This window comes from Azospirillum brasilense, from assembly GCF_001315015.1.
GTDB lineage: Bacteria > Pseudomonadota > Alphaproteobacteria > Azospirillales > Azospirillaceae > Azospirillum > Azospirillum brasilense.
Genome location: NZ_CP012915.1, coordinates 1,211,481 through 1,237,421, shown reverse-complemented (window position 1 = coordinate 1,237,421; position 25,941 = coordinate 1,211,481). Strand labels below are relative to the sequence as shown.

Sequence of the window (25,941 nt, the reverse complement as noted above, 5' to 3'; positions counted from 1 at the left end):
CCTTCCGGGGGAGGCAACGCGTGAGGCGCGTCCGGGGTCCCCCGGCTGGGCCGATCCGCCGCAGTTCCATTGCGGTACGCCGGGTGGTGCGAGCGAAGCCGACGGAGTGCCCCTTTCAGCGCAAGCGGAGGCTCAGCAGATGCGAGGAAGCTGCTCGCCGGACAGCCAATCGACGATGCGCTTGCCGCCGAAGCGCGTTTCCATCTGCACGAAGCGGTGCGAATCCTCGACCACCCGGCCGACGACTGCGGCATCGACCCCCAGCGGATGGGCGCGCATGGCCGCGAGAAGGCGTTCGGCGTCCTCGGCTGCGCAGATGGCGATCAGCTTGCCCTCGTTGGCGACGTAGAGCGGGTCGAGCCCCAGGAGTTCGCAGGCCGCGGCGACCTCCGCCTTCAACGGGATGTCGGCCTCGCGCAGCAGCATGCCGACTCCCGACTGGTGGGCGATCTCGTTCAGCGTCGTCGCCAGACCGCCGCGGGTCGGGTCGCGCAGCACATGCACGTCCGGCACCGCCGCGACCATGCCGGCGACCAGCCCGTGCAGCGCGGCGCTGTCCGACCGGATGTCCGTCTCGAAACTCAGATTCTCGCGGGTGGACATGATGGCGACGCCGTGGTCGCCCAGGGTGCCGCTGACCAGGATCGCGTCGCCGGGCCGCGCCCGCTCGCCGGACGGGGCGACGCCGGGTGGCACCACGCCGATGCCGGTGGTGGTGATGAAGACGCCGTCGCCCTTGCCGCGCTCCACCACCTTGGTGTCGCCGGTCACGATGGACACGCCGGCCTCGTTCGCGGCGCGCGCCATGCTGTCGACCAGCCGCTTCAGGTCGGCCAGGGGAAAGCCTTCCTCCAGGATGAAGCCGGCGGTCAGATAAAGCGGCACCGCCCCGGCCATGGCGACGTCGTTCACCGTGCCGTGCACCGCCAGCGAGCCGATGTCGCCGCCGGGAAAGAACAGCGGCGAGACGACGAAGCCGTCGGTCGTCACCACCATGCGCCCGGCGGGCGGGTCGAAGGCCGCCTGATCGTTGCCCTGGTCGAGCAGGGGGTTGGCGAAGGCGGCGGCGAACAGTTCCCGCACCAGCTGGGCCATGGCCTTGCCGCCCGATCCGTGGCTCATGTCCACGGCGCCGCGGGCGAGGTCGAGCTTGCGCGTGAAGAGACGGCGGTCGGTCATGTCGGAGTCCTCAAAGTCAGGCGGCGTCCGAGGCGGGCGGCACGGTGCCGGTTTCGGCGAGCAGGACGAGCGTGCGCTCCGCCTCCTCCGGGTCGAGCTTGGACAGGGCGTAGCCGACATGCACGATGACGTAGTCGCCCACCGCCACCCCCTCGACCAATGCCAGGGAGCAGGCGACCTTCACCCCGCCCAGGCTGACGGTGGCGCGGTCGTCCTCCAGAAGCTCGATCACGCGGGCGGGAACGGCGAGGCACATGGGGGCGGTCCTTCCTCAAGCAAACTCTGCATGGCGACCCAGGCCTGTCCCAGGCTGAGCCCGCCGTCGTTGGCCGGTGCCTGGCGCGGCAGCAGCGCGGTGACGCCGCGCGCCGCGAAGCAGGCGCTCAGCTCCTCCGCCAGGACGGCGTTCATCAGGCAGCCACCGGACAGGGCGACATGGTCGAGACGGCGCGCCGCCAGTTCGGGCATGGCCCAAGCGACGAGCGCCGCGGCCAGGGTGCCATGGAACCGGTCGGCCCCCTCCTGCGCATTGATCTGCAACAAGTTTTCCAGAAGGGGGGTGAGGTCCAGCACGCCGCCCTCGATCCGCCAGCCGCCTTTCAGCACCGTGGGGCGGCGGACCAGCGATTCCAGCGCCATCGGCGCCTCGCCTTCGAAGCCGGCGACGGCGCGAACCCCCAGCAGGCCACAGGCGGCGTCGAACCAGCGCCCGCAGGAACTGGTGGGCGGTGCGTTGATGCCGCCCTCGATCATTCGACGCACGCCGTCCGCCGGGCCGCAGGCGGCGAAGCGCCCGGTGATCTCCACGCCGCGCCCCATGCGGGCCAGTGCTGCCGCCGCCATGCGCCAGGGCTGACGCGCCGCCACGTCGCCGCCCGGCTGGGCCAGCGGCGCCAGATGGCCGAGGCGCGTGAAGCCGGCGCCCTTTACCAGCAGCATTTCCCCACCCCAGGACCCGCCGTCCGCCCCAAGCCCGAACCCGTCCAGCGCCAGTCCCAGAGCCGGGCCATCCACCCCGTGTTCGGCCAGCACCGCGGCGATGTGGGCATGGTGATGCTGCACTGGCAGCGTCGGCAGGCCGAGCGATTCGGCGAAGCGGGTGCTCTGGAAATCGGGATGCAGGTCGTGGGCGACGGCCACCGGCTCCACCGCCAGAATGCGGCGCAGATGGGCGACGCTCTCCTCGAGAAAACCTAGAGTCGCGGCGTTGTCGAGGTCGCCGATGTGCTGGCTGAGGAAAGCTTCGTTGCCGCGGGTCAGGCAGACGGTGGCCTTCAGATGCCCGCCGACCGCCAGCACCGACGGTCCGGAGCGCGGCAGGCGGATGGGCGCCGGTGCATGGCCGCGCCCCCGCCGCAGGAGCGCCGGCGCCCCCGCCACCACCCGCATCACGCTGTCGTCGGCGCGGATCAGGATGTCGCGGTCATGGTCGACGATCAGGTCGGCGAAGCCATGCAGCCGTTGCCTGGCTTCGTCGTTGTCGATGGCGAGCGGTTCGCCGCCGGGGTTGGCGGAGGTCATGACCAGGGTGAGGTCCTGCGGCCGCTCCAGCCACGCTGTGCCGTCCGGGCGTCCGGCGGCCTCGTGGAACAGCAGATGATGGATCGGCGTGTAGGGCAGCATGACGCCCAACCAGGCGAGGCCGGGGGCGATGGAATCGGGAAGCGTCGTGGCGCCGTCCCGCCGCCGCAACAGCACCACCGGCCGCACCACACCTTCCAACAATGCCCGTTCCGCCGCTCCGACCTCCACGAACCGTTCCGTGGAGGCAATGTTGGCGACCATCAGGGCGAAGGGCTTGCCGTTGCGCTGCTTGCGCGCGCGCAGCCGCTCCACCGCCGCCGCGTTGAACGCGTCGCAGGCGAGGTGGAAGCCGCCCAGCCCCTTGATGGCGACGATCCGTCCGCCACGCAGCGCGGCCAGCACCTCCGCGATGGAATGGGACAGTCGTGGACCGCAGGCCGGGCAGGCGGTCGGCTGGGCGTGGAAGCGGCGGTCGGTGGGATCGGCATATTCGGCGGAGCAGTCCGGGCAGAGCGGAAAGCCCGCCATGGCGGTCTGCGGCCGATCGTAGGGCAGGGCGCGCGTGATGGTGAAGCGCGGCCCGCAATGGGTGCAATTGAGGAACGGATAGCGGTAGCGCCGGTCCGCCGGGTCGAACAGCTCGGCCAGACAGGCTGGGCAGATGGCAGCGTCGGGGGCGACCCCGGTGGTCACTGCGCCGTGATGCGACGCAAGGATGGCGAAACCCGCCTCGTCGCGGCGGATGGGGCAATCCTCCGCTTCGACCGCGTCGATCCGCGCCAACGGCGGGGCGTCTTCCGCGAGCGCCGTCAAAAAGCGCTCCAGAGCATCGCCCTGCACTTCCGCCAGCACCCCGGCCCCGTCGTTCAGCACCCAGCCGGTCAAGGCGAGGCGGTGCGCCAGCCCATGCAGGAAGGGCCGGAAGCCGACCCCCTGCACCTGCCCGCGGACCCGGAGGCGAAGCCGCTTCACCGCGCGGCGACCGCCACGCCTGCGCCGATCATCAAACTGCCGGCGCCCTGATTCAGCGCCTTCATGGCCCGCTCGCTGCGGAACAGATGACGGGTGCGCGACGCCGCCATGGCGTAGGTCAGCAGGACGGTGCTCAACACGCCCACCACGATGCCGGCCATCAGCATGGCCTCGGTGGCGGAGACGCGGGTCAGGTCCACGAAGGCCGGGAGAAAGGCCATGTAGAACAGAATGGTCTTCGGGTTGGAGAGGGTCAGGGCCAACCCGCTCGCGAAGCCCCGCAATTGTGCACCTTCGGCCTCCGGCAGATGTCCACCGAGGGTGACGGGGGCGCGCCACGTGCGGATGCCCAGCCAGATCAGGTAACCGGCGGCGGCGAAGCGCAGCAGCGTGAACAACTCCTCGAAGGCGTGGGCGACGGCGGCCAGCCCACCAAGGGCGAGCGCCAGCAGCACAAGGTCTCCCACCACCATTCCGGCGAGGAAGCCCAGATTGCGCCGCCATCCCAGGGCGAGGGAGCGGGCGACCACGGCGAAGATGCCGGGTCCGGGGGTGGCCATGAAATACAGGCAGGCCCCGGCCATCAGAAGGAAATCGGCGGGGCTCATGCGCCGCGTCCCGCCACGGCCGTCGCAAGCCCCTCCTCGATCCAGCCGTACCAGTCCTCGAGCCCCTGGCCGGCGGTTGCGGAAACCTCGATCACGCGCAGGGTCGGCTTCAACCGACGGGCGTAGGCGATCATGCGCGCCACGTCGAAGGTCAGGTGCGGCAGCAGATCGACCTTGTTGACCAGGAGCAGGTCGGCGCCGGCGAACATCGCCGGGTATTTCAGGGGCTTGTCCTCCCCCTCCGTCACCGAGAGCACGACGACCTTGTGCGCCTCGCCGAGGTCGAAACCGGCCGGGCAGACGAGATTGCCGACATTCTCGATGAACAGCACGCTGCCCGTTGCAACCGGCAGGCGTCCGACCGCCTGGGTGACCATCTGGGCGTCGAGGTGACAGCCCTTTCCGGTGTTCACCTGGATGGCCGGCGTGCCGGTGGCGCGGATGCGGTCGGCGTCGAAGGAGGTCTGCTGATCGCCCTCGATCACCGCCATCGGGAAGCGTCCCTTCAGGTCGGTCAGAGTGCGGGTCAGCAGGGTCGTCTTGCCCGAACCGGGGCTGGACATCAGGTTCAGCACGAACACGCCCTTTGCCGCGAACAGCTGGCGGTTCACCGCGGCGAAGCTGTCGTTCTTGGCGAGGATGTCCTGTTCGATGGCAACCAGCCGGGTCTGCGACATGCCCGGAACCTCCGTCCCAGCCGGACCGCGGCCGAGGTCGATGGTCCCGTGGCCATGCCCATGGCCGTGGTCGTCGCCGTGGGTGTGCCGGTAGACCTTGCCGTCCGGGCCGACATGCTCGTGGCTGTGGTCGTGATGATGGTGGTGGTCATGATCATGTTCGTGAGGATGGTCATGACCATGGTGGTGATGATGATGGCCGTGCGCGTGGCCGGCTTCGATTTTCGTTTCGCCTTCGGCGCAGCCGCAGACCGTGCACATCACTCCACCTCCAGTTCCTTGACGCGCATTTCCTCGCCGCCGGTCACCATCAGCTGGTGGCCGCCGCATTCCGGGCAGGGGGCCGACCGCTCGGGCAGCGGGACCGGCTTCTCGCAGGACAGGCAGAAGGCCTGACCGGGCGGGCGTTCGATGTCCAGCACGGCGCCCTCCGCGATGGTGCCGCGGCTGACCGCATCGAAGCCGAAGGCAATGGCCTCCGGTTCGACATGGGACAGGGTGCCGATGACCAGCCGCACCGTCTTCACCGTCGTGAATCCCTGGGCGGCGGCCTGATCGCGGATCACGTCGATGATGCCTTGGCTGAGCGCCAGCTCGTGCATGAGTCAGTCCTCGTCCTGAATCGTGATGGCCGGGGCCACGCAGGGGTCGAGCGCCCCCACCAGCAGAGCCGTGCGCTCGGCCAGCGCGCCGTCGGCCGAGGCGTCGGCCAAGCCCTGAGCCAGCGGTCCGTCCGCTGCGAAGTTCCATTCGGTCGGTGCTGCTATGCGGTAATCCGCGATGCGGCCATCCTCAAGCCGCAGCCAATGCGCAAGGCGACCGCGGGCCGTTTCGACGACACCGTTTCCCGCGCCGCGCCGCGTGGCGCCGGTGTTCGGCGCCGGTTCGGCGTCGTCGAGGCGGTCCGCCCAGGATGCCAAACGCTCCGCCAGTCCCGCCAACTCCACCAGCCGGGCGGCAGCGTGAGCGGCGAGGCCGGAGCCGTGCCGGGCCAGCAACGCGGCGACCAGCGGATGCGCGGTCCGGCGGGCCAGCGGGCCGGTGTGGGCCGGGGCACCGCCCTGTCGGGGGGTCTTGGAAAAGGCCGCGTCGGCGGACAGCCGCTCCCCGAACCAGTCGGCCGGATGCGGCTCCAGAGCCGGCACGCCGCAGGCGCCGAAACCCGCCATGCCCGGCGTCAGGAGGCGGCGCATCAGCCGGGCCGCAGGCGTCGCACCGGCACCGGCCCAGCGCTCCAACGCCGCCTCGTCGGTCGGGGCTGGGGAGGCGAAGACGGCGCGCTCCACCCCCTCGCGCAGAGCCGCGATGGCGGCGGTTAGGGCGGTGCGGTCGGGCCGCAGCGAGCCGCCGCCGAGGCGCAGTCCGTCGCGGGCTGGGTAGAGCGCGGGATGGATCGCCGCCGCCGCAGCGCGCAGGCCCGCCAACTCCCTGGGCTGCGGCGCTTCGCCCTGCCGCGCCGGCCAGTCCATCAGAACCTGCCACGCGTGGTTCGTCGCGGCTTCCGCCTCGGCCAGCAGGGCGCGGGCGGTGGAGTGCGGGCGGGCGTCGAAACCGAGCGCATCCTCCAGAGCCTCAAGCGCGGCCAGCGACTGGGCGGTGCCGCACAGGCTGAACAGCAGCGGCACGAGACGCATCGCCTCGTCGGGCGTGCGTCCGCACAGCGCGCGGGCGGCAGCCGGACGTCGGACCTGCACCGACACGGCGCGCATCCGCCCGGAGGCGGTTTCCAGCCGCACCGACACGGCGCCTTCCAGCCCGGCGCCCGTCCCACTCATCGGCGCGCCCTTCCGAAAAGGGAACGGCGGGACAGGGCGGGCTTGGTCGCCTCTCGGTTGCTTGCGTCCGGCCGATCGGACTGCGGCGCCGGCTGTGGCTCCCGCATCAGATGGTCGAGCGCCAGGACGGCGGCGGCGCGGGCGTCCTCCTGATCGGTGAACACGTTCATGGCCGAGGCCAGCGGGATTACTGCCAGCGTTCCCAGAACGCCCACCCGCGCCGCGGTGAAGCGGTAGGCGCCGGAGGGCAGGTCGATCTCCACTTTGTCGCCGTCGCGCCGATCCGCCCACAAGGCCGGATCGCGCGGGATCAGCACGGCATTGAGGAACCAGGGAGCGGTGATGCAGCCGATCCAGCCCGGCCCATGGGGGCGGAACCCCAGCGCCTCCACCGCCAGGGCAGCGTTGCAGATGGGAACGCCGGCCATGTCGCGCTCCGCGATCAGGCGATAGCTGGCGGTCAGGGCGGCGACGCGCGTGCCCATCGCGTTGCCGCCGGGCGGCACCGCGACGGTGAAGCCATGCTGCGGACCGCCGCAACCTGGACAGCGCCAATAGTCGGGCAGACCGCCGAAGGGCGTTCCCGGCGGCACCTCCCGTCCCGGATCGCCCGCCGTGGGATCGTAGACCACGCCGCAGGACCCGCAAGTGGGACGCGCGTCGGCGGCGAAGCCCGCCTCGGGGCCGCCGGGGGTCATGCTGTTGCCTTTTCCATGAGATCGGCGAACAGGTGGTCCACATTCTCCCCCTTCGCGGCCAGCAGGATGGCGTCGAGCGCGCGGTTCAGCGGCTCCACCTCATCGACTTCCAGCGGACGGACGGCGCGGTCGAGATGGACGAGGACCCAGCCGCCTTCCGGCACCTCCTCGATCAGCATGACGTTGACGCGCCGCTCCTCGCCGCGGCCGGTGCAGCGCGCGGTGAAGCCGTCGGTCTCCAGGACCTGCATCGGAATGCCGAGACACATGCGCGCGCCCTCACGCGGGGAAGGCCGGTTCATCGGGGCGATGTCCGTTCAACTGCGGCATCTTGACCGGGGGTTGAATTCGCACATTGATATGCGTCAAACATGCGGTCCGACGTAATTTCATGGCGCTCCGCCATTTCCAATCGGAACGGTTCTGCTAAAGTGGCGACCGCTTCGCGCGCGATGGGGTAGGGGTCGGTCGTGCGCCGCTCAACGATACAGCAGGGGTTTTCACGGATGAAACGTTTCGCTCTCGCGTCGGTCACCGCGGCGGCGGCCCTGGCCGCGCTGCCCAACGCGGCGCTCGCCCACACCTTCGGCGCTCACGACGCCGGGTTCGTCCATGGGTTCATGCACCCGGTCGGCGGCTGGGACCACCTGCTGGCGATGGTCGCCGTCGGCCTGTGGGCCGCGCAGCGTGGCGGCAAGGCCCTGTGGGCGTTGCCGACGGCTTTCGTCGGCGCGATGATCGGCGGCGGCCTGCTCGGTCTGGCCGGTATCGATCTGCCGCAAGTCGAGCTTGGCATCGTCCTGTCCGTGGTCGCTCTGGGCGCCCTGATCGCCCTGCAGTCCCGCCTGCCGCTTCTGGCTTCCGCCGGTGTGGTCGCCCTGTTCGCCGTGTTCCACGGCCACGCCCACGGCGCCGAGATGCCGGAGGCGGCGCAGCCGCTGCTCTACGGCCTGGGTTTTGCCCTGTCGACTGCCCTGCTGCACGGCGCCGGCATCGGCGCCGCCCTGTCGCTGCGCCGTTTCGTCGAGGACCGCAAGGGTGCCCTGGCGTTGCGCGGCACGGGCGCCGTGGTCGGTCTGGCCGGCGTGGCGCTGCTCGCGCTGGGCTGATCGTCGAAAGAATGAAAGGGGGTGGCTGGGCGGCCATTCCCATGGGAAGGCTCGGCGACGCGGTTCGCCGGGCCTTTTTTATGGGTTTTGGAAAATTTAACGAAAATACGCTCTTCTCCTGCTGCTCTGTTTTGCCGCCGCTCCTATATTTGGTTGCCGGTTTTGGCGGAATTCCAATCAGGAGTCGTGCGTTGCCGATGATGCCGCCAACCTTTGTCACCCTGCGCAACGCCCTCCGCGCGCTGGCCCTCGCCCTTCCTGTCGGCGCCGCCCTGCTTCCGGCGGCACCGGCGCTGGCGGAGGTGCCGGTACAGCAGCGGACCCAGGCGCCGGGCTTCTACCGCATGGCCATCGGCGAATTCGAGATCACCGCGCTGTTCGACGGTTTCATCGACCGCGACCGCAAGTATTTCGTCGGCGCCAAATCCGAGGACATCATCGGCCTGCTCGACCGCATGTTCCTGGCGGAGCGGCCGGAAATCCAGACGGCGGTGAACGCCTATCTGGTGCACACCGGCGCGAATCTGGTCCTGGTGGACGCCGGAGCGGCCAAGTCGCTGGGGCCGACGCTCGGCTTCATCGCCGACAACATCCGGGCCGCCGGCTACAGCCCGGATCAGATCGACACCGTCCTGATGACCCACCTGCATCCGGACCACGCCAACGGCCTGCTGCGCCCGGACGGGACCATCCTGTTTCCCAACGCCGAGGTCCGGGTTGCCAAGGCCGAGTTCGATTTCTGGCTGGGCGGGGAGGCGGTGGCCAAGGCCCCGGCGCCGCTCAAGCCCTTCTTCGCCATGGCCCGCGCGGCGGTGGCCCCTTACGAGGCGGCGGGCAAGCTGAAGCCCTATCAGCCCGGCGACGGCCTCCTGCCCGGCGTGGAGTCGGTGGCAGCTTACGGCCATACACCGGGGCACAGCGGCTACCTGTTCCGCTCGAAGGAGCAGAGCATTCTGCTGTGGGGAGACACCGTGCACAGCCACGCCCTTCAGTTCGCCCGTCCGGAGGTCGTCATCGAGTTCGACGTCGACAAGGACGAGACCATCGCCTCGCGCCGACGGCTGCTGGCCGAGGCGGCTGCGCAGAAGCTGTGGGTGGGCGGCGCCCATCTGCCCTTCCCCGGCATCGGCCATGTCCGCACCGAAGGGGACGGCTACGCCTGGGTTCCCGTGGAATTCGGCCCGATCCGCAGCGATCGCTGAGCGGCCCGATTCGGTGCCATGGTTCGGCGGGACCCCCGCCGAGCCGCTTCCGCGTGTGTAAAAGTCACAAAATCTCAGAATTATTCCAATCGGTTGGCGCATTCCTCCCGGGACACTTCCCCGGCGCGTCCAGGACGGCCATGCTGGGCGCCGACCGTCCTGAAGGGGAACCACGCCGATGACACCGCCGACCTTCGCCTCTCTGCGCAACGCCCTGCTCGCCTTGGCGATCGCTTTTCCCGCCGGTGCCGTCCTGGCCCCCGCGGCGCCGGCGCTGGCGGAGGTTCCGGGCCAGCAGCGGACCCAGGCGCCGGGCTTCTACCGCATGGCCATCGGCGACTTCGAGGTCACCGCGCTCTATGACGGCTTCATCGACCTCGACCGCAAGATCCTCAGCGGCGCCAGCGCCGACGACATCCAGAGCCTGCTCGCCCGCATGTTCCTGGCCGACACGCCGGGCGTCCAGACGGCGGTGAACGCTTTCCTCGTGCACACCGGCACGAACCTCGTCCTGGTGGACACCGGGACGGCCAAAGCCTTCGGTCCGGCGCTGGGCTTCATCGCCGACAACATCCGCGCCGCCGGCTACAACCCGGAACAGGTCGACACGGTTCTGCTGACCCACCTGCACCCGGACCATGCCAACGGCCTGCTGCGCCCGGACGGCGCCATGCTGTTCCCCAACGCCACGGTGCATGTCGCCAAGGCCGACGCCGATTTCTGGCTGAGCGAGGAGGTGGCGGCCAAGGCCCCGGCGGACAGCCAGCCCTTCTTCGCCATGGCCCGCGCGGCGGTGGCCCCCTACGCGGCGGCGGGCAAGCTGAAACCCTACCAGCCCGGCGACAGCCTCGTGCCGGGCGTTGAGTCGGTGGCGGCCTATGGCCACACGCCGGGGCACAGCGGTTACCTGTTCACGTCGGGGGAGCGCAGCATCCTGATGTGGGGCGACATCGTGCACAGCCACTCCGTGCAGTTCGCCCGCCCGGAGGTCGTCATCGAGTTCGACGCCGACAAGGAGCAGGCCGTCGCGTCCCGCAAGAAGCTCTTCGCCGACGCCGCGGCGCAGAAGCTGTGGGTGGCCGGCGCCCATCTGCCCTTTCCCGGCATCGGCCATGTCCGCACCGAAGGCAAGGGCTACGCCTGGGTCCCGGTGGAGTTCGGGCCGATCCGCGCCGACCGCTGACGTGAGGTGAACAGCGCCGCCACGCTCAGTTTCGGGGCGTGGCGGTCACACCGAGGCGGGCCAGCTCCTCGACGATCATCGTCACCATCCGCGGGATCACCGCCTCGATCTCCGGCGACATCATCAGGCCGGTGCCCAGCGCCATCGGCACGCAGCCGACCACCGTCACGCTCTCCGGCGCCTCGTCCTGCAGGCGCAGCGAGGCCAGCAGGTCGCTGAGGCCGAGCTGGTGGGGCGACAGCTTGCCCTTGAAATAGGCCGGAACCTCGTCGCCGCGCAGCACGGTCAGGCTGGCCGGCGGCGCGCCGGTCTTCACCGCGTCAACGGCAATCAGGTGCCTGTGGCTGGCGATCAGGTCCAGCATGTCCATGCCGCAGGTGCCGCCGTCCACCACGCTGACATGGTCGGGCACGCTCCAGGCGGCGTCGAAGGCTTCCATGGCGCGCACGCCCACCCCTTCGTCCATCAGGAGGATGTTGCCGAGGCCGAGGACGAGGATGGACATGGGCGTGGACATGGGACGCGCGCTCCGTTCGCAGATTTTGAAACAGCAGGATGAAACGGGACCGGCGCCGGGCGCCGTGAACTGGATCAATCGCCCGGCCTGGGGGACGCGAAAAGCCCCTCTTCCACGGGGAAGAGGGGCTTTCGGCCGGTCAGAAGGCTTGGATCAAACGACCTTCACCTGATAGTGCGACTTCGTTTCCGTGTCGGTCAGGTGCACGGCGCAGGCCAGGCACGGGTCGAAGCTGTGCAGGGTGCGGATGATCTCCAGCGGCTGGTCGGCGACCGCCACCGGGTTGTCGATCAGCGCCGCCTCGTAGGCCGAGATGTTCCCGTCCTCGTCGCGCGGGCCGGCGTTCCAGGTGGTCGGCACGACCGCCTGGTAGTTCTTGATCTTGCCGTTCTCGATCACGACCCAGTGCGAGAGCATGCCGCGCGGCGCCTCGTGGAAGCCGAAGCCGCGGATCTCGCCCTTCGGGAACACCGGCTTGTTGAAGGTCTTGGTGTCGCCCTTCGCGATGTTCTCCATCAGCAGTTTCCACTGGTTCTGCAACTCCTCGTGCAGGACCACGCAGCGCACCGCGCGGGCGGCGTGGCGGCCGATGGTGGAGTGCAGCGCGTCGACGCCGACCTTGCTGCCGAGATGGCCCGACACCGCGTCGAGCACCGCGTTGACCCAGAACTGCGTGCGCTGGTGGCCCGACGCGTACATGCCCAGAACGTTGGCCAGCGGGCCGACCTGGGCGCGCTTGTCGTAGAAGGTCGGCGACTTGATCCAGCTGTACTTGCCGTCGTCCTGCCAGTCGGTGAAGTTCGGGATCGTCTCGCCGTCATAGGGGTGCAGGGGACCCTTGCCGCCCTGGTACCAGGAATGCTTCACGCTCTCCTTCACGCCCTTCTCGAAGTAGGGGTCGTGGAAGTCCTTGATCGGGGTGAACTTGGTGAGGTCGCCGCCGTCGATGTAGCCGGCGGGCAGGGCGAAGGTGGTGCCCTTGGTGTCCAGCGGCATGTCCGGGATGGACAGGTAGTTCACCACGCCGCGGCCGTACTGCGTCCAGTCGGCGTAGAAGGCCCCGATGGCCGCCACGTCGGGGATGTAGACCTGGGTGATGAAGTCGCCCACCTCGTCGATCAGCTGCTTGATGTACATCAGCTTTTCGAGCGTCAGGGTGGACTGGCTGTCCATGTTGATCGGGTTGGTGACGCCGCCGACCGCCATGTTCTGGATGTGCGGGGTCTTGGAGCCGAGGATCGCCACCACCTTGTTCATGCGCCGCTGGTAGTCGAGCGCCTGGAGGTAGTGGGACGCCGCCATCAGGTTGGCTTCCGGCGTCAGCTTCATCGCCGGATGGCCCCAATAGCCCGAGCCGAAGATGCCGAGCTGGCCGGAGTTGATGAAGGCCTGCAGCTTCTTCTGCGCGGTGGCGAATTCCTGCGTGCTGTTCTTCGGCCAGCCGGAGATCGACTGAGCCAGCTTGGCGGTCGCCGCCGGGTCGGCCTTCAGCGCCGAGACGATGTCCACGAAGTCGAGCGCGGACAGGTGATAGAAATGGACGATGTGATCGTGGACGTTGTGGGCGCCCTGGATCATGTTGCGGATGTACTGGGCGTTGAGCGGCACCTCCAGCTTCAGCGCGTTCTCCACCGCGCGGACGGAGGTGATGGCGTGCACCGTGGTGCAGACGCCGCAGATGCGCTGGGCGAAGACCCAGGCGTCGCGCGGGTCCTTGCCCTGGAGGATCAGCTCGATGCCGCGCCACATCTGGCCCGACGCCCAGGCGTTGGTGACCTTGCCGCCGTCCACTTCACAATCGACCCGCAGGTGACCCTCGATGCGGGTGACCGGATCTACAACAACTCGCTGAGCCATAATGAAACTCTCCTAAACTCAGCCGTGCTCGGGATGGACGGCGTGCATGACGGGCAGCTTCTTCACGAAGAGGAGATACAGCGCGATCTCCAGCGCGAAGACGCCGACGGTGACCATGATTTCCTTGACCGAGGGGAAGTAGTGCCAAGGACCGACCGCCGGCGTGAAGCCGATGAGATAGACGTTCAGGCGGTAGAGGATGCCCGCCGCCAGCAGGAGCGAGGCCGACAGGAACAGCGCCCGCGACCGGTTGCGGTTGGCCTTGGGGATCAGCAGCGCGAGGCCGGAGATCATCAGCGCCATCTCCGCCACGAACCAGCCGGACTGCGGCCCGCCGAAGATCTGGCCGATCTGGCCGCGCACGATCAGGTCGACGAAGCGCAGCACGACGAACAGCGAGGCGACGACCAGCATCAGGCCCGACAGCTTCGACAGCACCGGCGTTTCCATCGGGCGGCGGAAGTTCAGCGAGGCCATGACCGATTCCCACACCACGATGGCGAAGCCCATCAGGATGGCGGTCAGCAGGAAGAAGACCGGCAGCATCTGCGACTGCCACAGCGGCGACAGCTTGTGCCCGACGATGACCATCATGGTGCCGAGCGACGACTGGTGCATCGTCGGAAGCAGGACGCCCAGCGCGATGAAGACCCACAGCACCTTGTTCAGCTTGGCGCGCAGCCCCTCGATGCCGAAGCGCTCCAGGAAGGCCGGGGCGAACTCCACCACCAGCACCAGCGTGTAGGTCGCCACGCACAGGCCGACCTCCAGCATCACCGAGTTGGGCTGCGCGTACCACGGCAGCATCATGTGGTAGAAGTTCCAGTAGCGGCCGAGATCGACCAGCACCGCCAGACCGGCGAGGCCGTAGCCGAACAGGCTGGCCAACACCGCCGGACGGACCAGCGGGTGGTACTCGCCGCGGTTCAGGATGTAGCAGAGCAGAGCGATGACGTAGCCGGCGCAGCCGAAGGCCGAGCCGATCACCACGTCGATGGCGACCCAGATGCCCCAGGGATAGCCGTCGTTCAGGTTCGACGCGGCGGCCAGCCCCTGCGTGTAGCGCTGGAACAGGATGACGCCGGCGATGGCGACCAGCGCGGCGCAGATCAGGAAGGGAAGGGTGAGGACCCTACCGCCGAGCGGTTGATGCTCATGAGCTTGCGAAGACATGGCGTGGCCCCCTCACTCGTCGGTGTGGTTCTTGGTGTTGCGGTGCGCCAGATAGGCGAGACCGGCGAACACCGTGGCGGGGGCGATCATGCCCGCGTAGAGCGTGTGCTGGATGCCTTCCGACAGGGTCGGATAGCCGTTCTCCGGCACGTTGGTGGGCAGGTTCAGCTTGTCGAACGGCACGGCGGACACCGCGAGGCACTGGGTGCCGCCCAGCTCCTTCTCGCCGTAGATGTGCGTCTGGTAGGCCGCCTCCACGAGCTTCTCATGGCCGGACCGCGGGCCGCCGACCTTGCCGGCGATGTCGCCGCGCGGGAAGTGCGCGTATTCGCCCACCTTCAGCGCGGTGCGGCGCCTGGCCTCCGCCTTCAGGTCCTCCGTGCGGCCGAACAGGGTCGCCCCGGTCGGGCAGACGTCGGCGCAGCCCGGAAGCTCGTTCTTGGCGAGCTGCTGCTTGCAGAGCTGGCACTTTTTGATCTCGCCGAAGGCGTCGTTGTAGTCGTACTTCGGCACGCCGAACGGGCAGGACAGCACGCAGTAGCGGCAGCCGATGCAAGCGCTCGGGTCGTGGTTGACGATTCCGGTCTTGGCGTCCTTGGTCATCGCCGACACCGGGCAGACCGACACGCAGGACGGATCGGCGCAGTGCAGGCACTGCCGCTTGATGAAGGCGAAGCCGTTCTCCGCGGAGTCCTTGGTGGCGCCGGTGCCGTGGCTGTAGGCCTTGATGACGTTCAGCGTCTTCGCCGACAGCTCCACCGGGCTGTCGTAGATCGGCTTGTCGCCGCCGCCGGCGTTCCAGCCCTGCTGGGCCGGGCCGACGTCGGGCGGCATGTGGTTGACCTCCTTGCAGGCGGTCACACAGGCCTTGCAGCCGATGCACAGCGTGCTGTCGTAGAGCAGGCCGACGGCGTCGGGCGGCAGCGGCTTGGGCGGGCGGACCAGCGCGTTGGCCTCCGGCGGGGCGGCGACCACGGTGGTGCAGGCCGCTGCGGCGGCGGCCGCGCTGCCCTTGACCGCGTTCCGCAGGAAGCCGCGCCGCGAGACCGATGTCTTGTTCTTTGACATCATGACCTCACTCGGCGGCGGTGGAGGAGGATTCGGTCTTCGCGTCCTGCTTGCCGAGCCGGCTGGAGATGACGGCGCCGGCGCCGACCGCCGCGCCGGCGATGCCGGCGACCACCGCCGCGGCCCCGGCCGACATGCCCTCGCCCTTGTCCACGGCGACTGCCGGGTAGGTGTTCGGCGGCGCCACCGACTTCAGCGAGGCCAGTTCATGGATGCCCTTGGTGAAGCCGACGCCCTTTTCGGTGCAGCCGAAGCAGGGATGGCCGGTGCCCACCGGCCAGGTGCCCTGGCCGACGTCGTTGAAGCCGATGGACGGACAGTTCGCATAGGTCTCCGGACCCTTGCAGCCGAGCTTGTAGAGACAGTAGCCCTGGCGGTGGCCGTAGTCGCCGAACTCCATGGCGAAGCGCCCGGCGTCGAAATGCGGGCGGCGCTCGCAGTTCTCATGGATCAGGCGGCCGAAGGCGAACTTCGGGCGCATCTTGTCGTCCAGCTCCGGCAGCTTGCCGAAGGCGACGAAATGCAGGACCAGCGACAGGAAGTTGTAGGGGTTTGGCGGGCAGCCGGGGACCGAGACGACCGGCTTGTCCTTGATGATCTCGTTCAGCCCGACGGCGCCCGTGGGGTTGACGCCGGTCGACGGCCAGCCGCCCCAGGAGGAGCAGGAGCCCATGGAGATGACCGCGGCCGCACCCTTGGCGCACTCCAGCACGGCGTCCTTGTAGGTCTTGCCGGCGACCTTGCAGTAGACGCCCCCGTCCTTCGTCGGGATGGAGCCGTCGGTGACCATCAGGTACTTGCCCCAATTGTCCTTCATCGCCTGCTGCTTCCAGTTCTCGGCCTGGTGGCCGGAGCCGGTCATCAGCGTCTCGTTGTAATCGAGCGAGATGGTGTCGAGGATCAGCGTCTCGAGCGACGGGTGGTGGGTGCGCAGCAACGATTCGGTGCAGCCGGTGCAGGCTTGGCCCGACAGCCAGATCACCGTCGGGCGCGGCGCAGCCACGGCGGCGTTGGCGATCTTCACGCCGAAGGCGGGGGAGAGACCCAGCGTGGCGGCCACGCCCGTGCAGTAGGCCAGGAATTCCCGGCGGGACAGGCCGGCCAGCGCACCCTCATACTCGTCGAGATCGCCGATGTGCTCGGCGTCGAGATCCACATGTCCGTCGGGCATGATTTCCCCCAAAGACCCTTTTGCATTGATCCGCTGGCCGCCCGGTTGCCGGACGCCGGATGCGCAGCACGCCACGGCGCGTCCTGGGGAACCCGAGGCGGGAAACCCACGGCGCGGCGTAATCCCTATCGATTGTAGGGGTATTTGGGCGCGAAACGCTCGCCGGCATTGCACCAGTTTCGATGCGGGCGTGGCATTGATCTACATCAAATGGGGTATCTGGCGGGTAAGCTTCGAACGCTCGGGGGGCATCAGTGGAAAGGATGCGTCGGGAAAAGCCTCCTCCCCGGCATAAAGTCCGGGGAGGAGGGGGAGAGGATCAGACCGCCTTCATCTGGCGGGTGAAGTCGTCCACGTCGCTCTGCAGGGTGCGCGCGTGGACCGACAGGCCCTTGGCGGCGCTCAGCAGGCCGCCGGCGGCTTCGCCGGTGTGGTCGGCCGACTGCGACACGCCGGAGATGGTCGACGAGACCTCCTGCGTGCCGATGGCGGCCTCCTGGACGTTGCGGGCGATTTCCTGGGTGGCGGAGCCCTGCTGCTCGACCGCGGCGGCGACGTTGGTGCTGATGTCGCTGATCCGCTCGATGGTGCCGACGATGCCGCTGATCGCGCCGACCGCTTGCTGGGTCTCGTTCTGGATGGCGACGATCTGGGCGGAAATCTCCTCGGTGGCGCGGGCGGTCTGGTTGGCGAGGCTCTTCACCTCCTGCGCCACCACGGCGAAGCCCTTGCCAGCCTCGCCGGCGCGCGCCGCCTCGATCGTCGCGTTCAGCGCCAGCAGGTTGGTCTGGCTGGCGATCTCGGTGATGAGGTTGACCACCGCGCCGATCTTCTCCGCCGCCTGGGCGAGCCCCTGGATGGTGCTGTTGGTGCGCTGGGCCTCCCGCTCCGCCTCGCTGGCGATGCGGGCGGCCTCGCCGAGGCGCTGGCTGATCGAGCCGATGGAGGTGGACAGCTCCTCGGTCGCCGCCGCCACGGTCTGGACGTTGCCGGTGGCCTGCTCCGCCGCCGCGGCGACGGTCGAGCTGCGGCGCGAGGCGTCGGCGGCGGAGTGGGTCAGCGATTCGGCGCTGTTGCGGATGCTATCGGCCTCCCCATTCAGGGTGCGGCACAGACCCTCGATCTTCTGGGTGAAGCCGTGGGTCAGGGCTTCCAGCCGCTCCTGACGCTGGCGGCGGACGTCGATCTCGCGGCGTTCCTGCTCGGCCAGATCGGTGGCGCGGCGCAGCCCGTCGCGGAAGACCAGCACGGCCTCCGCCATGTCGCCGACCTCGTCGCCCTGGCCGGTGCCGGGCACCTCGGCTCCGGTGTTGCCGGCGGCAATGGTCTTCATCGCCGCGGTCATGCGGGCGATGGGGCGCGCGATCATGTCGCGGGCGACCAGGACCGCCAGCAGGATGCCGAAGAGCACGCCGCCGACGCCGATGGCGAGCATCAGGGTGGTCCAGTGGTTCCGGGCCGACACCAACTCGTCGTGCAGGCGGTCGATCATGCCGTCCTGGTCGGCGCTGAGCGTTTGGATCGCGGCGTTGAGCGCCTGGCGGTTGCTGCGGTTGGCGTCGTTGTCGCCGTAGGTCCGGGCTTCGGCCGGACTTTTCTCGCGGGCGAGGCGCACCGTTTCGGTGCGGAAGCGGATGAAATCCTCGGTTTTTGTCGCCACCGGAGCCAGTGCGGCCTGTCCTTCCGCCGGGGTGAGGCGCTTCAGGGTGCCGAGCCGCTCGCCGAGGGTGTTCAGGTTGTCCAGCAGGGGCTTGCCGAACTTGTCCACTTCGGCCCGGTCGCGGGCCATGTAGACGCCGCGCGAATCCATGACGACGGCCAGGACGAGGCCGTTGAGCTGCTCGCCCAGCACCTGCCGGTCCGACGCGCGTTCGATGGCTTCCGACTTGCCGGCCAGATCCTGCATGGCGGCCAGCCCCATCAGGCCGGTCACCGCGGCCACAACCGCCTGCAGACCCACGAGAAGATAGACCTTCGGTCCGATCTTTAGATTCCTAAGCGCTTTCAACATGCTGGACGTCCCCATTACGGCGGTCTTGGGCCGCCTCTGCGTCTGACGATAATGAGGCACCCATTGGTTTCCGAAGTGTTAAATCGTTCCATGACACGTTGCCGCGCCGCCTTTTGGCCAGAACTGGACGAAACGCATATTGTTTTTGGAGCGAACCAATTTTTTCAGGAATAGCCAAAGTCACGGCGTGTTTGTCTTCATGAGGGTGCAACGCGTCGGAGCGGGTGGGTGGATCATGAAAACCATCGCAGCCATCATCGGAACGCTCACGCAATTGTTCATTGCCGCTCTTCTGCTGGCGCTGACGGCTTGCGGAGACGACGGTGGAGCCCGCCGGGCGGATTACGGCATCGGCTACGGCATCGGCTACGGCGGAAGCGGGCCGGTCTACACGTTGGGAGGCGGCCTTCCGGCCTACCGGCTGGAGCCGCGCACCTACTGGAACTACCCGGACTACAGCGGCACCGGACCGATGATCGAGTTGGCGAGTCGCCCGAGTGACCGACCGCGCAATTTGATGTTACGGAAAATCCGATTGAAGGGTCCCGCCCGGCCATTTACCTAAAGAAGAATGGGAATGGTCAGGACGAGGCGAAGCGATGGCAGTCACCCGGGACGAACTGAAGACGCGCATCGGCCAGGCCCTGGGCGAGACGAAGGCCGATCTGGTCATCAAGAACACCCGTTTCCTCAACGTCGTCACCGGAGAGACCGCCGCGGGCGACATCGCCCTGTGCGGCGACCGGATCGTCGGCACCTACGAGTCCTACGACGGGACGGAGGAGATCGACGGGTCCGGTTTGACCGTCGTGCCGGGCTTCATCGACACCCACGTCCATTGCGAATCCACTTGCGTCACGCCGATGGAGTTCGATCGCTGCGTCCTGCCGCGCGGCACAACCACGGCCATCTGCGACCCGCACGAAATCTGCAACGTGCTGGGCGATAAAGGCCTGCGCTATTTCCTCGACTGCGCCGAGGGAACGGCGCTGGACCTGCGTGTGCAGCTCTCCTCCTGCGTGCCGGCAACGGAGCTTGAAACGTCCGGCGCGCGGCTGGAGGCGGCGGACCTGCTGCGCCACAAGGACCACCCGAAGGTGCTGGGGCTGGCCGAGTTCATGAACTTCCCCGGCGTCTTCCACAAGGTGGACGGGGTTCTCGAAAAGCTGGCCGCCTTCGACGGGCGCCACATCGACGGCCACGCCCCGCTGCTCAGCGGGCGGGAACTGAACGCCTATCTCTCCTGTGGCATCCGCAACTGCCACGAGACGACCAGCGCGCCGGAGGCGATGGAAAAGCTGCGCAAGGGCATGCAGGTGCTGATCCGCGACGGGTCGGTGTCGAAGGACGTGCACGCCCTGGCCCCGGTGATCCAGCCGGAAACCTCACCCTTCCTCGGCTTCTGCACCGACGACCGCAACCCCCTCGACATCGCCGAGGAGGGGCACATGGACCATCTGATCCGCAGCGCGATCCGGCTCGGCGCCCCGCTGTCCCATGTCTACCGCGCGGCCACATGGTCGGCGGCGCGCGGCTTCGGTCTGTTCGACCGCGGCCTGATCGCGCCTGGGCAGCGCGCGGATCTCGTTCTGCTGGACGATCTGGAGGACTGCGCGGTCAACCGGGTCATCCGCAACGGGCGCGTGGTGTCGCCGGAGACCTTCGCCGGCCGGCCGGCGGTCAGCCCGGTGGGGCTGCGCTCCGTCAAGCTCCACCCGGTGACCGCGGAGGATTTCGCCGTGCCGGCCCGCGGCTCGGTCCAGTCGGTGATCGGCGTTCTGCCCGGCAAGATCATCACCGCCCATTTGCGGCTGGAGGTGCCGGCGAAGGATGGAAAGCTGGTGGCCGATCCCGACCGCGACATCCTGAAGATCTGCGTCTTCGCCCGCCACGGCACCAACCAGAATGTCGGGCGCGGCTTCGCCAGCGGCTTCCATTTCCGCGAGGGCGCGCTGGCCTCCTCGGTCGGGCACGACAGCCACAACATCTGCGTGGTCGGCGCGTCGGACGAGGATATGGCCATCGCCGTCAACCGCCTGATCGAGCTTCAGGGCGGCTTCGTCGCGGTGCGCAACGGCAAGGTCGTGGGTGAACTGGCCCTGCCGCTGGCCGGGCTGATGAGCCTGGAACCCTTCGAGACGGTGGAGCGCCATCTGCGCAGCCTGCGCGCCTCGGTGAAGGAGATGGGCTGCCCGCTGGCCGAGCCCTTCCTGCAACTGGCCTTCCTGCCGCTGCCGGTGATCCCGCATCTGAAGATCACCGACCGCGGGCTGGTGGACGTCGACAAATTCGCGATGGTGGAAGCGTGACCCCGGCAATTCTTGCCGGACGAGGTGCGGATCTTGCCGGCCCCTCTGATGGGAGCCCCGGATCAACCCTTTGAAAATCATGGAAAGCCTTTTGGCCCGCCGCCTGCAAGGGGTCGCCCGACAAACGCGAAGAATGCCGGTCGGAGGGGCGTGCCATGGTTGGAATGAGCGACATCAGCGGCTTGGCGCAGAGCATCCAGACGTCCATCGACGCGGCGATGAAGCGCGTCCAGGAGCAGGCCAAGCAGGCGACCGACGCCAAGCCCAGCGGCGAGGTCAAGGAGTATGAGCAGACCGTCCGCAAGTCGGCCCTGAACGCCGCGCCCTTCGCCACCAACGTCGGCACGCTGGTGAAGGACACCAGCCGCCTCAACGTGCTCAGTACGCTGGCCGCCAACGATCCGGCGGACTTCTACAAATTCAACCTGGCGACGCCCGGCGAGGTCGCCCTCGGCCGCGTCGGCGACACAGGCGTTCGTGTCCAGCTGATGGACAAGCAGGGCAAGATCGTCGCCGACAGCAACAGCGAGGCCGGCTCCACCTACGACGCCTACAAGAAGTTCGAGGCGGGCACGCTGTCGCTCGACCGCGGCGACTACACGCTGCGCGTCTCCCGCGACAAGGGCGTGGCGGCGAAGGAAGAGAAGAACTACGGCCTCCAGCTCCGCATGGGCGACTACAGCAAGGATTACGACACCATCGCCAAGCAGCCGGCCAAGGGCGACAATCCGCTCCAGCAGACGCCGCAGCTCCAGCGTCTGACCTCCCTGCTGACCGGCGGCACGACGGCCAGCTCCGGCGCGCTGGGCATCCTCACCGGGGGAAGCAGCGGCTACAGCGGGCGCGGCTCCCTGCTCAACGGGCTTTTCTGAGGCGCGAGGGGCCGGCGGCGGCTACACTGCCGGTCCGCCGAAGCCGGAGACCACGCCGCCATGACCCCTGAAGAGCTGTTTCGCGCCGTCGCCGATTATGTGGCGGAGCATCAGGGACAAGCCGGTCAGCAGGACTTCTTCCGGGCGATCCACCGGCAGGCCTTGAAGGGCATGGGCCTGGTCAACGACGCCGACATCCAGGCCACCGGCGAGGCCGGAGTCCTCCGCTACATCCAGGGCGAGTTGAAGCGGCGCGGCGTCGCCGACGCCGAAGTTGTGATCTTTGACGTCGGCGCCAACGTCGGGGTTTACACGGCGGCGGCGCTCGACCGCTTTCCCGCCGCAACCGTCTGGTCCTTCGAGCCGTCGCCGACGGCGTTCCGCGCGCTGCAGGAGACGGCCGCGCGGTACCCCGGCCGTTGCCGCCCCGTCAACTTTGGCCTGTCCGACCGCACTGGTGCGGCGACCCTGCGCGGCGACCGGCCCGGCTCGACCCTGGCCTCCCTCCACGACCGCGCGATCCGGGAGTTTCAGCAGGGCGGGAGCGGCGAGACCGTTCGTCTGGCGACGCTGGACGGGTTCTGCGCGGAGACCGGCATCGACCGCGTCCATTTCCTCAAGATCGACGTTGAGGGCCACGAGATCGCTGTGCTGGATGGGGCGCGCGGCTTGCTCGACCGGCGCGCCGTCGATTTCATCCAGTTCGAATTCGGTGGCTGCAACCTCGATTCCCGGACCTTCCTGCGCGATTTCTGGAGCCGGCTGGACGGTTTCGCCGTCTGCAAGATCGTCAAGGACGGGCTGTACCGGCTGTCCGCTTATTCCGAGTTCGACGAAATTTTCGCATACCAGAACTTCCTGGCCATCCGCCAGTAGGGTTCGGACTGCCAGGCCTCAGGCTGCGAGGCGCAGCGACGCGGCGCCGAGCACGATGACCGCGCCAGAGGCCAGACGCACCGGACCGACCCGCTCCTTGAGCACCAGCGCGGCCAGCGCCATGGCGAACAGAATCGAGGTTTCGCGCAGCGCCGCCACCACGGCGACCGGTCCGAGGGTCATCGCCCAGAGCGCGAGCCCGTAGGAGGCGATGCTGGCCGCCCCGCCGCACAGCGCCACCATCCAGCGCCGGCGGGCATGGCTCAGAAACCCCCTGGCGTCGCGCAGCAGCGCACCCCCCACCATGGGCACGCTCAACAGCAGGAAGCACCACAGCGTGTAGCCGGCCGGCGCACCGGACAGCCGCACGCCGATGCCGTCCACCACCGTGTAGGCGGCAATCACAAGGGCGTTGGCGAGCGCGCAGGCGGTGCCCCGCCACGATCCCGACGGGCCCGATCTCCGCCCCAGCAGGGTCAGCCCAAGAATGCCGCCGCAGACCATCACCGTTCCGGTCCAGGCACCGCTGGACAGCCCCTCGCCCAGCAGGGCGCCGCTGCACAGCGCCACGATCAACGGCGGTGTGCCGCGCATCAGGGGATAGGCGTGGCTCATCGCCCCCTCGCGATAGGCGGCGGCAAGGAGACGGAAATAGGCGACGTGCAGCACCGCCGTCACACAGAGGTAAGGCGCGCTGGCGAGCGACGGCGCCGGAACGACGGGAAGCAGCAGCAGGGCGATGAAGGCGGATCCGGCGACGACCAGGACCGCGTCGGAGGCGTTGCCGCCGCCGGCCTTCAGCACAGTGTTCCAGCTGGCATGGAGAAGAGCGCCGGCCAGGACGGCGATAAGGGCTTCGGTGGGCAAAGCGGGAGCCGTGATTGGGGAGGGGACGACACGGACGGAGGGCGGCATGCTGCCCGCCGGACGGCAGGATACACGCATAGGTCCGGTGTCCCACAGTCCAATTGCCCAGCCCAATTGCTCAACGGCGTTCTTTGAGTTAAGCGTTCGCCATGTCGACCGATAGCTTCCCGCCCCAGAGTCTCCCGGCTGCCGCGGCGTCAGCCCCGTCCGCCGTCCGCCGCGCCACCGCCATCGGCGGTCTGGCCATCCTGATGTGGTCCACGCTGGCGCTGCTGACGGCGCTATCGGGAACCATTCCGCCGTTCCAACTCGTTGCGATGTCCTTCGGCGTTGCCTTCATCATCGGGACGGCGGCGGGGGCTGCGCGGGGCAAGGACGTGATCGGCGTGCTGCGCCAGCCCTGGCGGGTCTGGCTGCTCGGCGTCGCCGGGCTGTTCGGCTACCATTTCTTCTATTTCCTGGCCTTCCGCCTCGCTCCCGGTGCGGCGGTCGAGGTCAATCTTCTGAATTATCTTTGGCCGCTGCTGATCGTCCTGTTCTCCGCCCTGCTGCCGGGGGAACGGCTGAAGCGCGGCCATGTGTTGGGCGCGCTGTGCGGACTGGCCGGGACGGTGCTGATCGTGACGGGCGGCGCGCGCGGCCTGTCGCTCGACGCCGGGGACACGCCTGGCTACCTGTCGGCCATGGTCGCGGCGGTGCTCTGGGCCTCCTATTCGGTGCTGTCGCGCCGTTTCGGCGATGTCCCGACCGAGGCGGTCGGCGGCTTCTGCCTTGCCACGGCGGTGCTGGCCGGGCTGTCGCACCTGCTGTTCGAGACGACGGTGGCGCCGTCCGGAGGGGAATGGCTGGCGGTGCTCGCCATGGGGGTCGGGCCGGTCGGCGCCGCCTTCTTCGTCTGGGACCACGGGGTGAAGCGCGGCGACATCCGGGCGCTGGGCGTGCTGTCCTACGGCACGCCGCTGACCTCCACGCTGCTGCTGATCCTGTTCGGGCAGGCGGCGGGGGGGTGGACCGTCTGGGCGGCCTGCGCGCTCATCATGGCCGGCGCCGTGCTGGCCAGCCGCGATATGCTGCGCAGCGATCGGTAGGGCGCTGAACTGGGGAGCGTAGACGGGAGATATGTTCTCTCCCGCCGGAGGTTGGAAGGGTCGGGGAAAGGCCCGCCCGACCGCTTCCAATCGACCTCATCACCCCGGCTCCCATCCTTTCGGCGCCATTTCGAATCCGGCGAATTCGAAGGCCGGGGACACGGTGCAGCCCACCAGAACCCAGCCCTCCAGCGGGCGCGCCGCCTGCCACGCGTGCGCTGGAACGACCCCCTGCGGGCGTTGGCCACCCGCGAGGTCCATCCCGAGGATCAAGCGCTCCACCGACCGTCCATCGGTGGAAATGGACAACTCCAGCGGCCCGCCGGCGTGCCAGTGCCACATCTCCACCGCGTCCACCCGGTGCCAGTGGGAGCGCTCCCCCGCCTGCAGCAGGTAGTGGATGCCGGTCTTGACCCCGCGTCCGCCGTCCGGCGGGGCGTCCCGGAAGGTCTCCACATAGTGGCCGCCTTCCGGATGGGGCTGCATGCCCAGCGTCGCAATGATGCGCTCGGGCGTCAGGGACTCCATGGCGTCGTCCTTTCCCACGCCGGCCTTCAGGCCGGCGGCGGCGCGGTGCGGCGGAAACTGTCGAGGTCGGAGGCCGAGGCGAACCACGCTGCCAGCTCCAAACGGCCCGCCCGCCAATCCTCGTGCCCGAACCGGAAGTCGAGGTAGCCGAGCGCCACCAGGATGGACAGCGTGCCGATGGTCAGCGTGCCGTCGAGGGCCGGCGCCTCCGCCTCCAGCACGTCGAGCGCGCGGGCGACGGCGCGGCGCTGGCGGTCCGCCCAGGAGTCGGAGCGCTCGCCGTCCGGTCGCTGAAGCTCCAGGCGGCGCAGGATGGCGGCGTCGCAGATGCCGTCGGCCAGCGCCTGCTGGCGCAACGCCGTCCAGCGCGCCGGGCCGGAGATCGGGAACAGGCGCGGGCCGTCGTGCAGCGAGTCCAGATACTCGGCGATCACCGGGCTGTCGTAGAGCGCCGAGCCGTCGTCCAGGATCAGGGCCGGGACCTTGCCCAGCGGGTTGTCCGCCGGCAGGTCGGTGTCGGGCGCCCAGGCGTTGGTCACCTGCTTCTCGACCGCCGAGTCCAGCCCGCATTCGATGAGGACCATCGCGACCTTGCGGACGTAGGGCGAGGTCGGGCTCCAGCGCAACTTCATAGAAATCTCTCCTCCCGTTTTGTGGGCGTCAGCGTAGCGCGAGGG

General features: G+C 68.8%; 26 protein-coding genes. 8 read left to right on the top strand and 18 right to left on the bottom strand.

Annotation, left to right across the window (positions count from 1 at the left end; all coding sequences use genetic code 11):
• Positions 1–132: 132 nt before the first annotated feature.
• The 9 genes from hypE to AMK58_RS19300 are packed head-to-tail and all read right to left on the bottom strand — an operon-like array spanning position 133 to position 7,735.
• Positions 133–1,179, bottom strand: a complete 1,047-nt coding sequence (hypE, locus tag AMK58_RS19340; protein ID WP_035678631.1) for a hydrogenase expression/formation protein HypE — start codon at positions 1,177–1,179, stop codon at positions 133–135.
• A gap of 16 nt (positions 1,180–1,195) precedes the next feature.
• Positions 1,196–1,435: a HypC/HybG/HupF family hydrogenase formation chaperone gene (locus AMK58_RS19335; protein ID WP_035678633.1), complete on the bottom strand. Its 240-nt coding sequence runs from the start codon at positions 1,433–1,435 to the stop codon at positions 1,196–1,198.
• On the bottom strand, positions 1,408–3,675 hold the full coding sequence (hypF, locus tag AMK58_RS19330) for a carbamoyltransferase HypF (RefSeq protein ID WP_059399306.1): 2,268 nt from the start codon (positions 3,673–3,675) through the stop codon (positions 1,408–1,410). Before hypF ends, AMK58_RS19335 begins: the two co-directional genes overlap by 28 nt.
• Positions 3,672–4,283 carry a LysE family translocator gene (locus AMK58_RS19325; RefSeq protein WP_051140587.1) on the bottom strand — a complete coding sequence of 204 codons (612 nt, stop codon included), beginning with the start codon at positions 4,281–4,283 and terminating at the stop codon, positions 3,672–3,674. Before AMK58_RS19325 ends, hypF begins: the two co-directional genes overlap by 4 nt.
• Positions 4,280–5,221, bottom strand: coding sequence for a hydrogenase nickel incorporation protein HypB (hypB, locus tag AMK58_RS19320; protein WP_035678636.1), 942 nt, complete (start codon positions 5,219–5,221; stop codon positions 4,280–4,282). Before hypB ends, AMK58_RS19325 begins: the two co-directional genes overlap by 4 nt.
• Entirely contained in the window at positions 5,221–5,562 is a 342-nt protein-coding gene (hypA, locus tag AMK58_RS19315; protein ID WP_035678638.1) for a hydrogenase maturation nickel metallochaperone HypA, read from the bottom strand. Before hypA ends, hypB begins: the two co-directional genes overlap by 1 nt.
• A gap of 3 nt (positions 5,563–5,565) precedes the next feature.
• A complete protein-coding gene (locus AMK58_RS19310; RefSeq protein ID WP_059399305.1) occupies positions 5,566–6,735 on the bottom strand; it encodes a nickel-dependent hydrogenase large subunit in 1,170 nt (389 codons plus the stop codon).
• Positions 6,732–7,433, bottom strand: a complete 702-nt coding sequence (hybE, locus tag AMK58_RS19305; protein ID WP_051140588.1) for a [NiFe]-hydrogenase assembly chaperone HybE — start codon at positions 7,431–7,433, stop codon at positions 6,732–6,734. The genes AMK58_RS19310 and hybE overlap by 4 nt, the downstream gene beginning before the upstream one ends.
• Complete coding sequence (locus AMK58_RS19300; RefSeq protein WP_236778242.1) at positions 7,430–7,735, bottom strand: HypC/HybG/HupF family hydrogenase formation chaperone; 306 nt, start codon at positions 7,733–7,735, stop codon at positions 7,430–7,432. Before AMK58_RS19300 ends, hybE begins: the two co-directional genes overlap by 4 nt.
• Before the next feature lie 204 nt (positions 7,736–7,939).
• Here AMK58_RS19300 and AMK58_RS19295 point away from each other — a divergent pair, with 204 nt between their 5' ends.
• The 3 genes from AMK58_RS19295 (at position 7,940) to AMK58_RS19285 (ending at position 10,927) form a co-directional block, all read left to right on the top strand.
• Complete coding sequence (locus AMK58_RS19295; RefSeq protein WP_035678654.1) at positions 7,940–8,542, top strand: HupE/UreJ family protein; 603 nt, start codon at positions 7,940–7,942, stop codon at positions 8,540–8,542.
• A 197-nt stretch (positions 8,543–8,739) separates the two neighbouring features.
• Positions 8,740–9,744 (top strand): MBL fold metallo-hydrolase, encoded by a 1,005-nt coding sequence (locus AMK58_RS19290; protein ID WP_175424481.1) that lies wholly within the window; start codon positions 8,740–8,742, stop codon positions 9,742–9,744.
• 178 nt (positions 9,745–9,922) lie between these two features.
• Positions 9,923–10,927 (top strand): MBL fold metallo-hydrolase, encoded by a 1,005-nt coding sequence (locus AMK58_RS19285; protein WP_051140589.1) that lies wholly within the window; start codon positions 9,923–9,925, stop codon positions 10,925–10,927.
• 25 nt (positions 10,928–10,952) lie between these two features.
• Here AMK58_RS19285 and AMK58_RS19280 read toward each other — a convergent pair whose 3' ends face one another.
• The 6 genes from AMK58_RS19280 to AMK58_RS19255 all read right to left on the bottom strand — a co-directional run bounded on the left by AMK58_RS19280 (position 10,953) and on the right by AMK58_RS19255 (position 18,724).
• Complete coding sequence (locus AMK58_RS19280) at positions 10,953–11,444, bottom strand: HyaD/HybD family hydrogenase maturation endopeptidase (RefSeq protein WP_236778241.1); 492 nt, start codon at positions 11,442–11,444, stop codon at positions 10,953–10,955.
• Between the two features lie 153 nt (positions 11,445–11,597).
• A complete protein-coding gene (locus AMK58_RS19275) occupies positions 11,598–13,301 on the bottom strand; it encodes a nickel-dependent hydrogenase large subunit (RefSeq protein ID WP_035678657.1) in 1,704 nt (567 codons plus the stop codon).
• An 18-nt stretch (positions 13,302–13,319) separates the two neighbouring features.
• Positions 13,320–14,474, bottom strand: coding sequence for a Ni/Fe-hydrogenase cytochrome b subunit (gene hybB / locus AMK58_RS19270; RefSeq protein WP_035678660.1), 1,155 nt, complete (start codon positions 14,472–14,474; stop codon positions 13,320–13,322).
• Between the two features lie 12 nt (positions 14,475–14,486).
• Complete coding sequence (hybA, locus tag AMK58_RS19265; protein WP_199228234.1) at positions 14,487–15,545, bottom strand: hydrogenase 2 operon protein HybA; 1,059 nt, start codon at positions 15,543–15,545, stop codon at positions 14,487–14,489.
• Between the two features lie 4 nt (positions 15,546–15,549).
• On the bottom strand, positions 15,550–16,713 hold the full coding sequence (locus AMK58_RS19260) for a hydrogenase small subunit (protein WP_035678661.1): 1,164 nt from the start codon (positions 16,711–16,713) through the stop codon (positions 15,550–15,552).
• A 319-nt stretch (positions 16,714–17,032) separates the two neighbouring features.
• The gene (locus AMK58_RS19255) at positions 17,033–18,724 is read right to left on the bottom strand and encodes a methyl-accepting chemotaxis protein (protein ID WP_035678663.1); all 1,692 of its coding nucleotides are present in this window, start codon (positions 18,722–18,724) and stop codon (positions 17,033–17,035) included.
• Between the two features lie 235 nt (positions 18,725–18,959).
• On the opposite strand from AMK58_RS19255, the gene AMK58_RS29820 reads away from it, so the two are divergent.
• From AMK58_RS29820 to AMK58_RS19235, 4 genes are all read left to right on the top strand, one after another.
• On the top strand, positions 18,960–19,289 hold the full coding sequence (locus AMK58_RS29820; protein ID WP_175424482.1) for a hypothetical protein: 330 nt from the start codon (positions 18,960–18,962) through the stop codon (positions 19,287–19,289).
• A gap of 34 nt (positions 19,290–19,323) precedes the next feature.
• Entirely contained in the window at positions 19,324–21,033 is a 1,710-nt protein-coding gene (gene ade, locus AMK58_RS19245; RefSeq protein WP_035678666.1) for an adenine deaminase, read from the top strand.
• Positions 21,034–21,188: 155 nt separating this feature from the next.
• On the top strand, positions 21,189–21,905 hold the full coding sequence (locus AMK58_RS19240) for a hypothetical protein (RefSeq protein WP_035678672.1): 717 nt from the start codon (positions 21,189–21,191) through the stop codon (positions 21,903–21,905).
• Positions 21,906–21,965: 60 nt separating this feature from the next.
• On the top strand, positions 21,966–22,781 hold the full coding sequence (locus AMK58_RS19235; protein ID WP_051140591.1) for an FkbM family methyltransferase: 816 nt from the start codon (positions 21,966–21,968) through the stop codon (positions 22,779–22,781).
• Positions 22,782–22,799: 18 nt separating this feature from the next.
• Here AMK58_RS19235 and AMK58_RS19230 read toward each other — a convergent pair whose 3' ends face one another.
• Complete coding sequence (locus AMK58_RS19230; RefSeq protein ID WP_079285431.1) at positions 22,800–23,696, bottom strand: DMT family transporter; 897 nt, start codon at positions 23,694–23,696, stop codon at positions 22,800–22,802.
• Positions 23,697–23,797: 101 nt separating this feature from the next.
• On the opposite strand from AMK58_RS19230, the gene yddG reads away from it, so the two are divergent.
• The gene (yddG, locus tag AMK58_RS19225) at positions 23,798–24,736 is read left to right on the top strand and encodes an aromatic amino acid exporter YddG (RefSeq protein WP_035678677.1); all 939 of its coding nucleotides are present in this window, start codon (positions 23,798–23,800) and stop codon (positions 24,734–24,736) included.
• A gap of 99 nt (positions 24,737–24,835) precedes the next feature.
• Here the strand turns inward: yddG and AMK58_RS19220 are convergent, their stop codons facing one another.
• Entirely contained in the window at positions 24,836–25,264 is a 429-nt protein-coding gene (locus AMK58_RS19220) for a cupin domain-containing protein (protein ID WP_035678680.1), read from the bottom strand.
• Positions 25,265–25,290: 26 nt separating this feature from the next.
• On the bottom strand, positions 25,291–25,896 hold the full coding sequence (locus AMK58_RS19215; protein ID WP_059399303.1) for a glutathione S-transferase N-terminal domain-containing protein: 606 nt from the start codon (positions 25,894–25,896) through the stop codon (positions 25,291–25,293).
• Between the last annotated feature and the right edge of the window lie 45 nt (positions 25,897–25,941).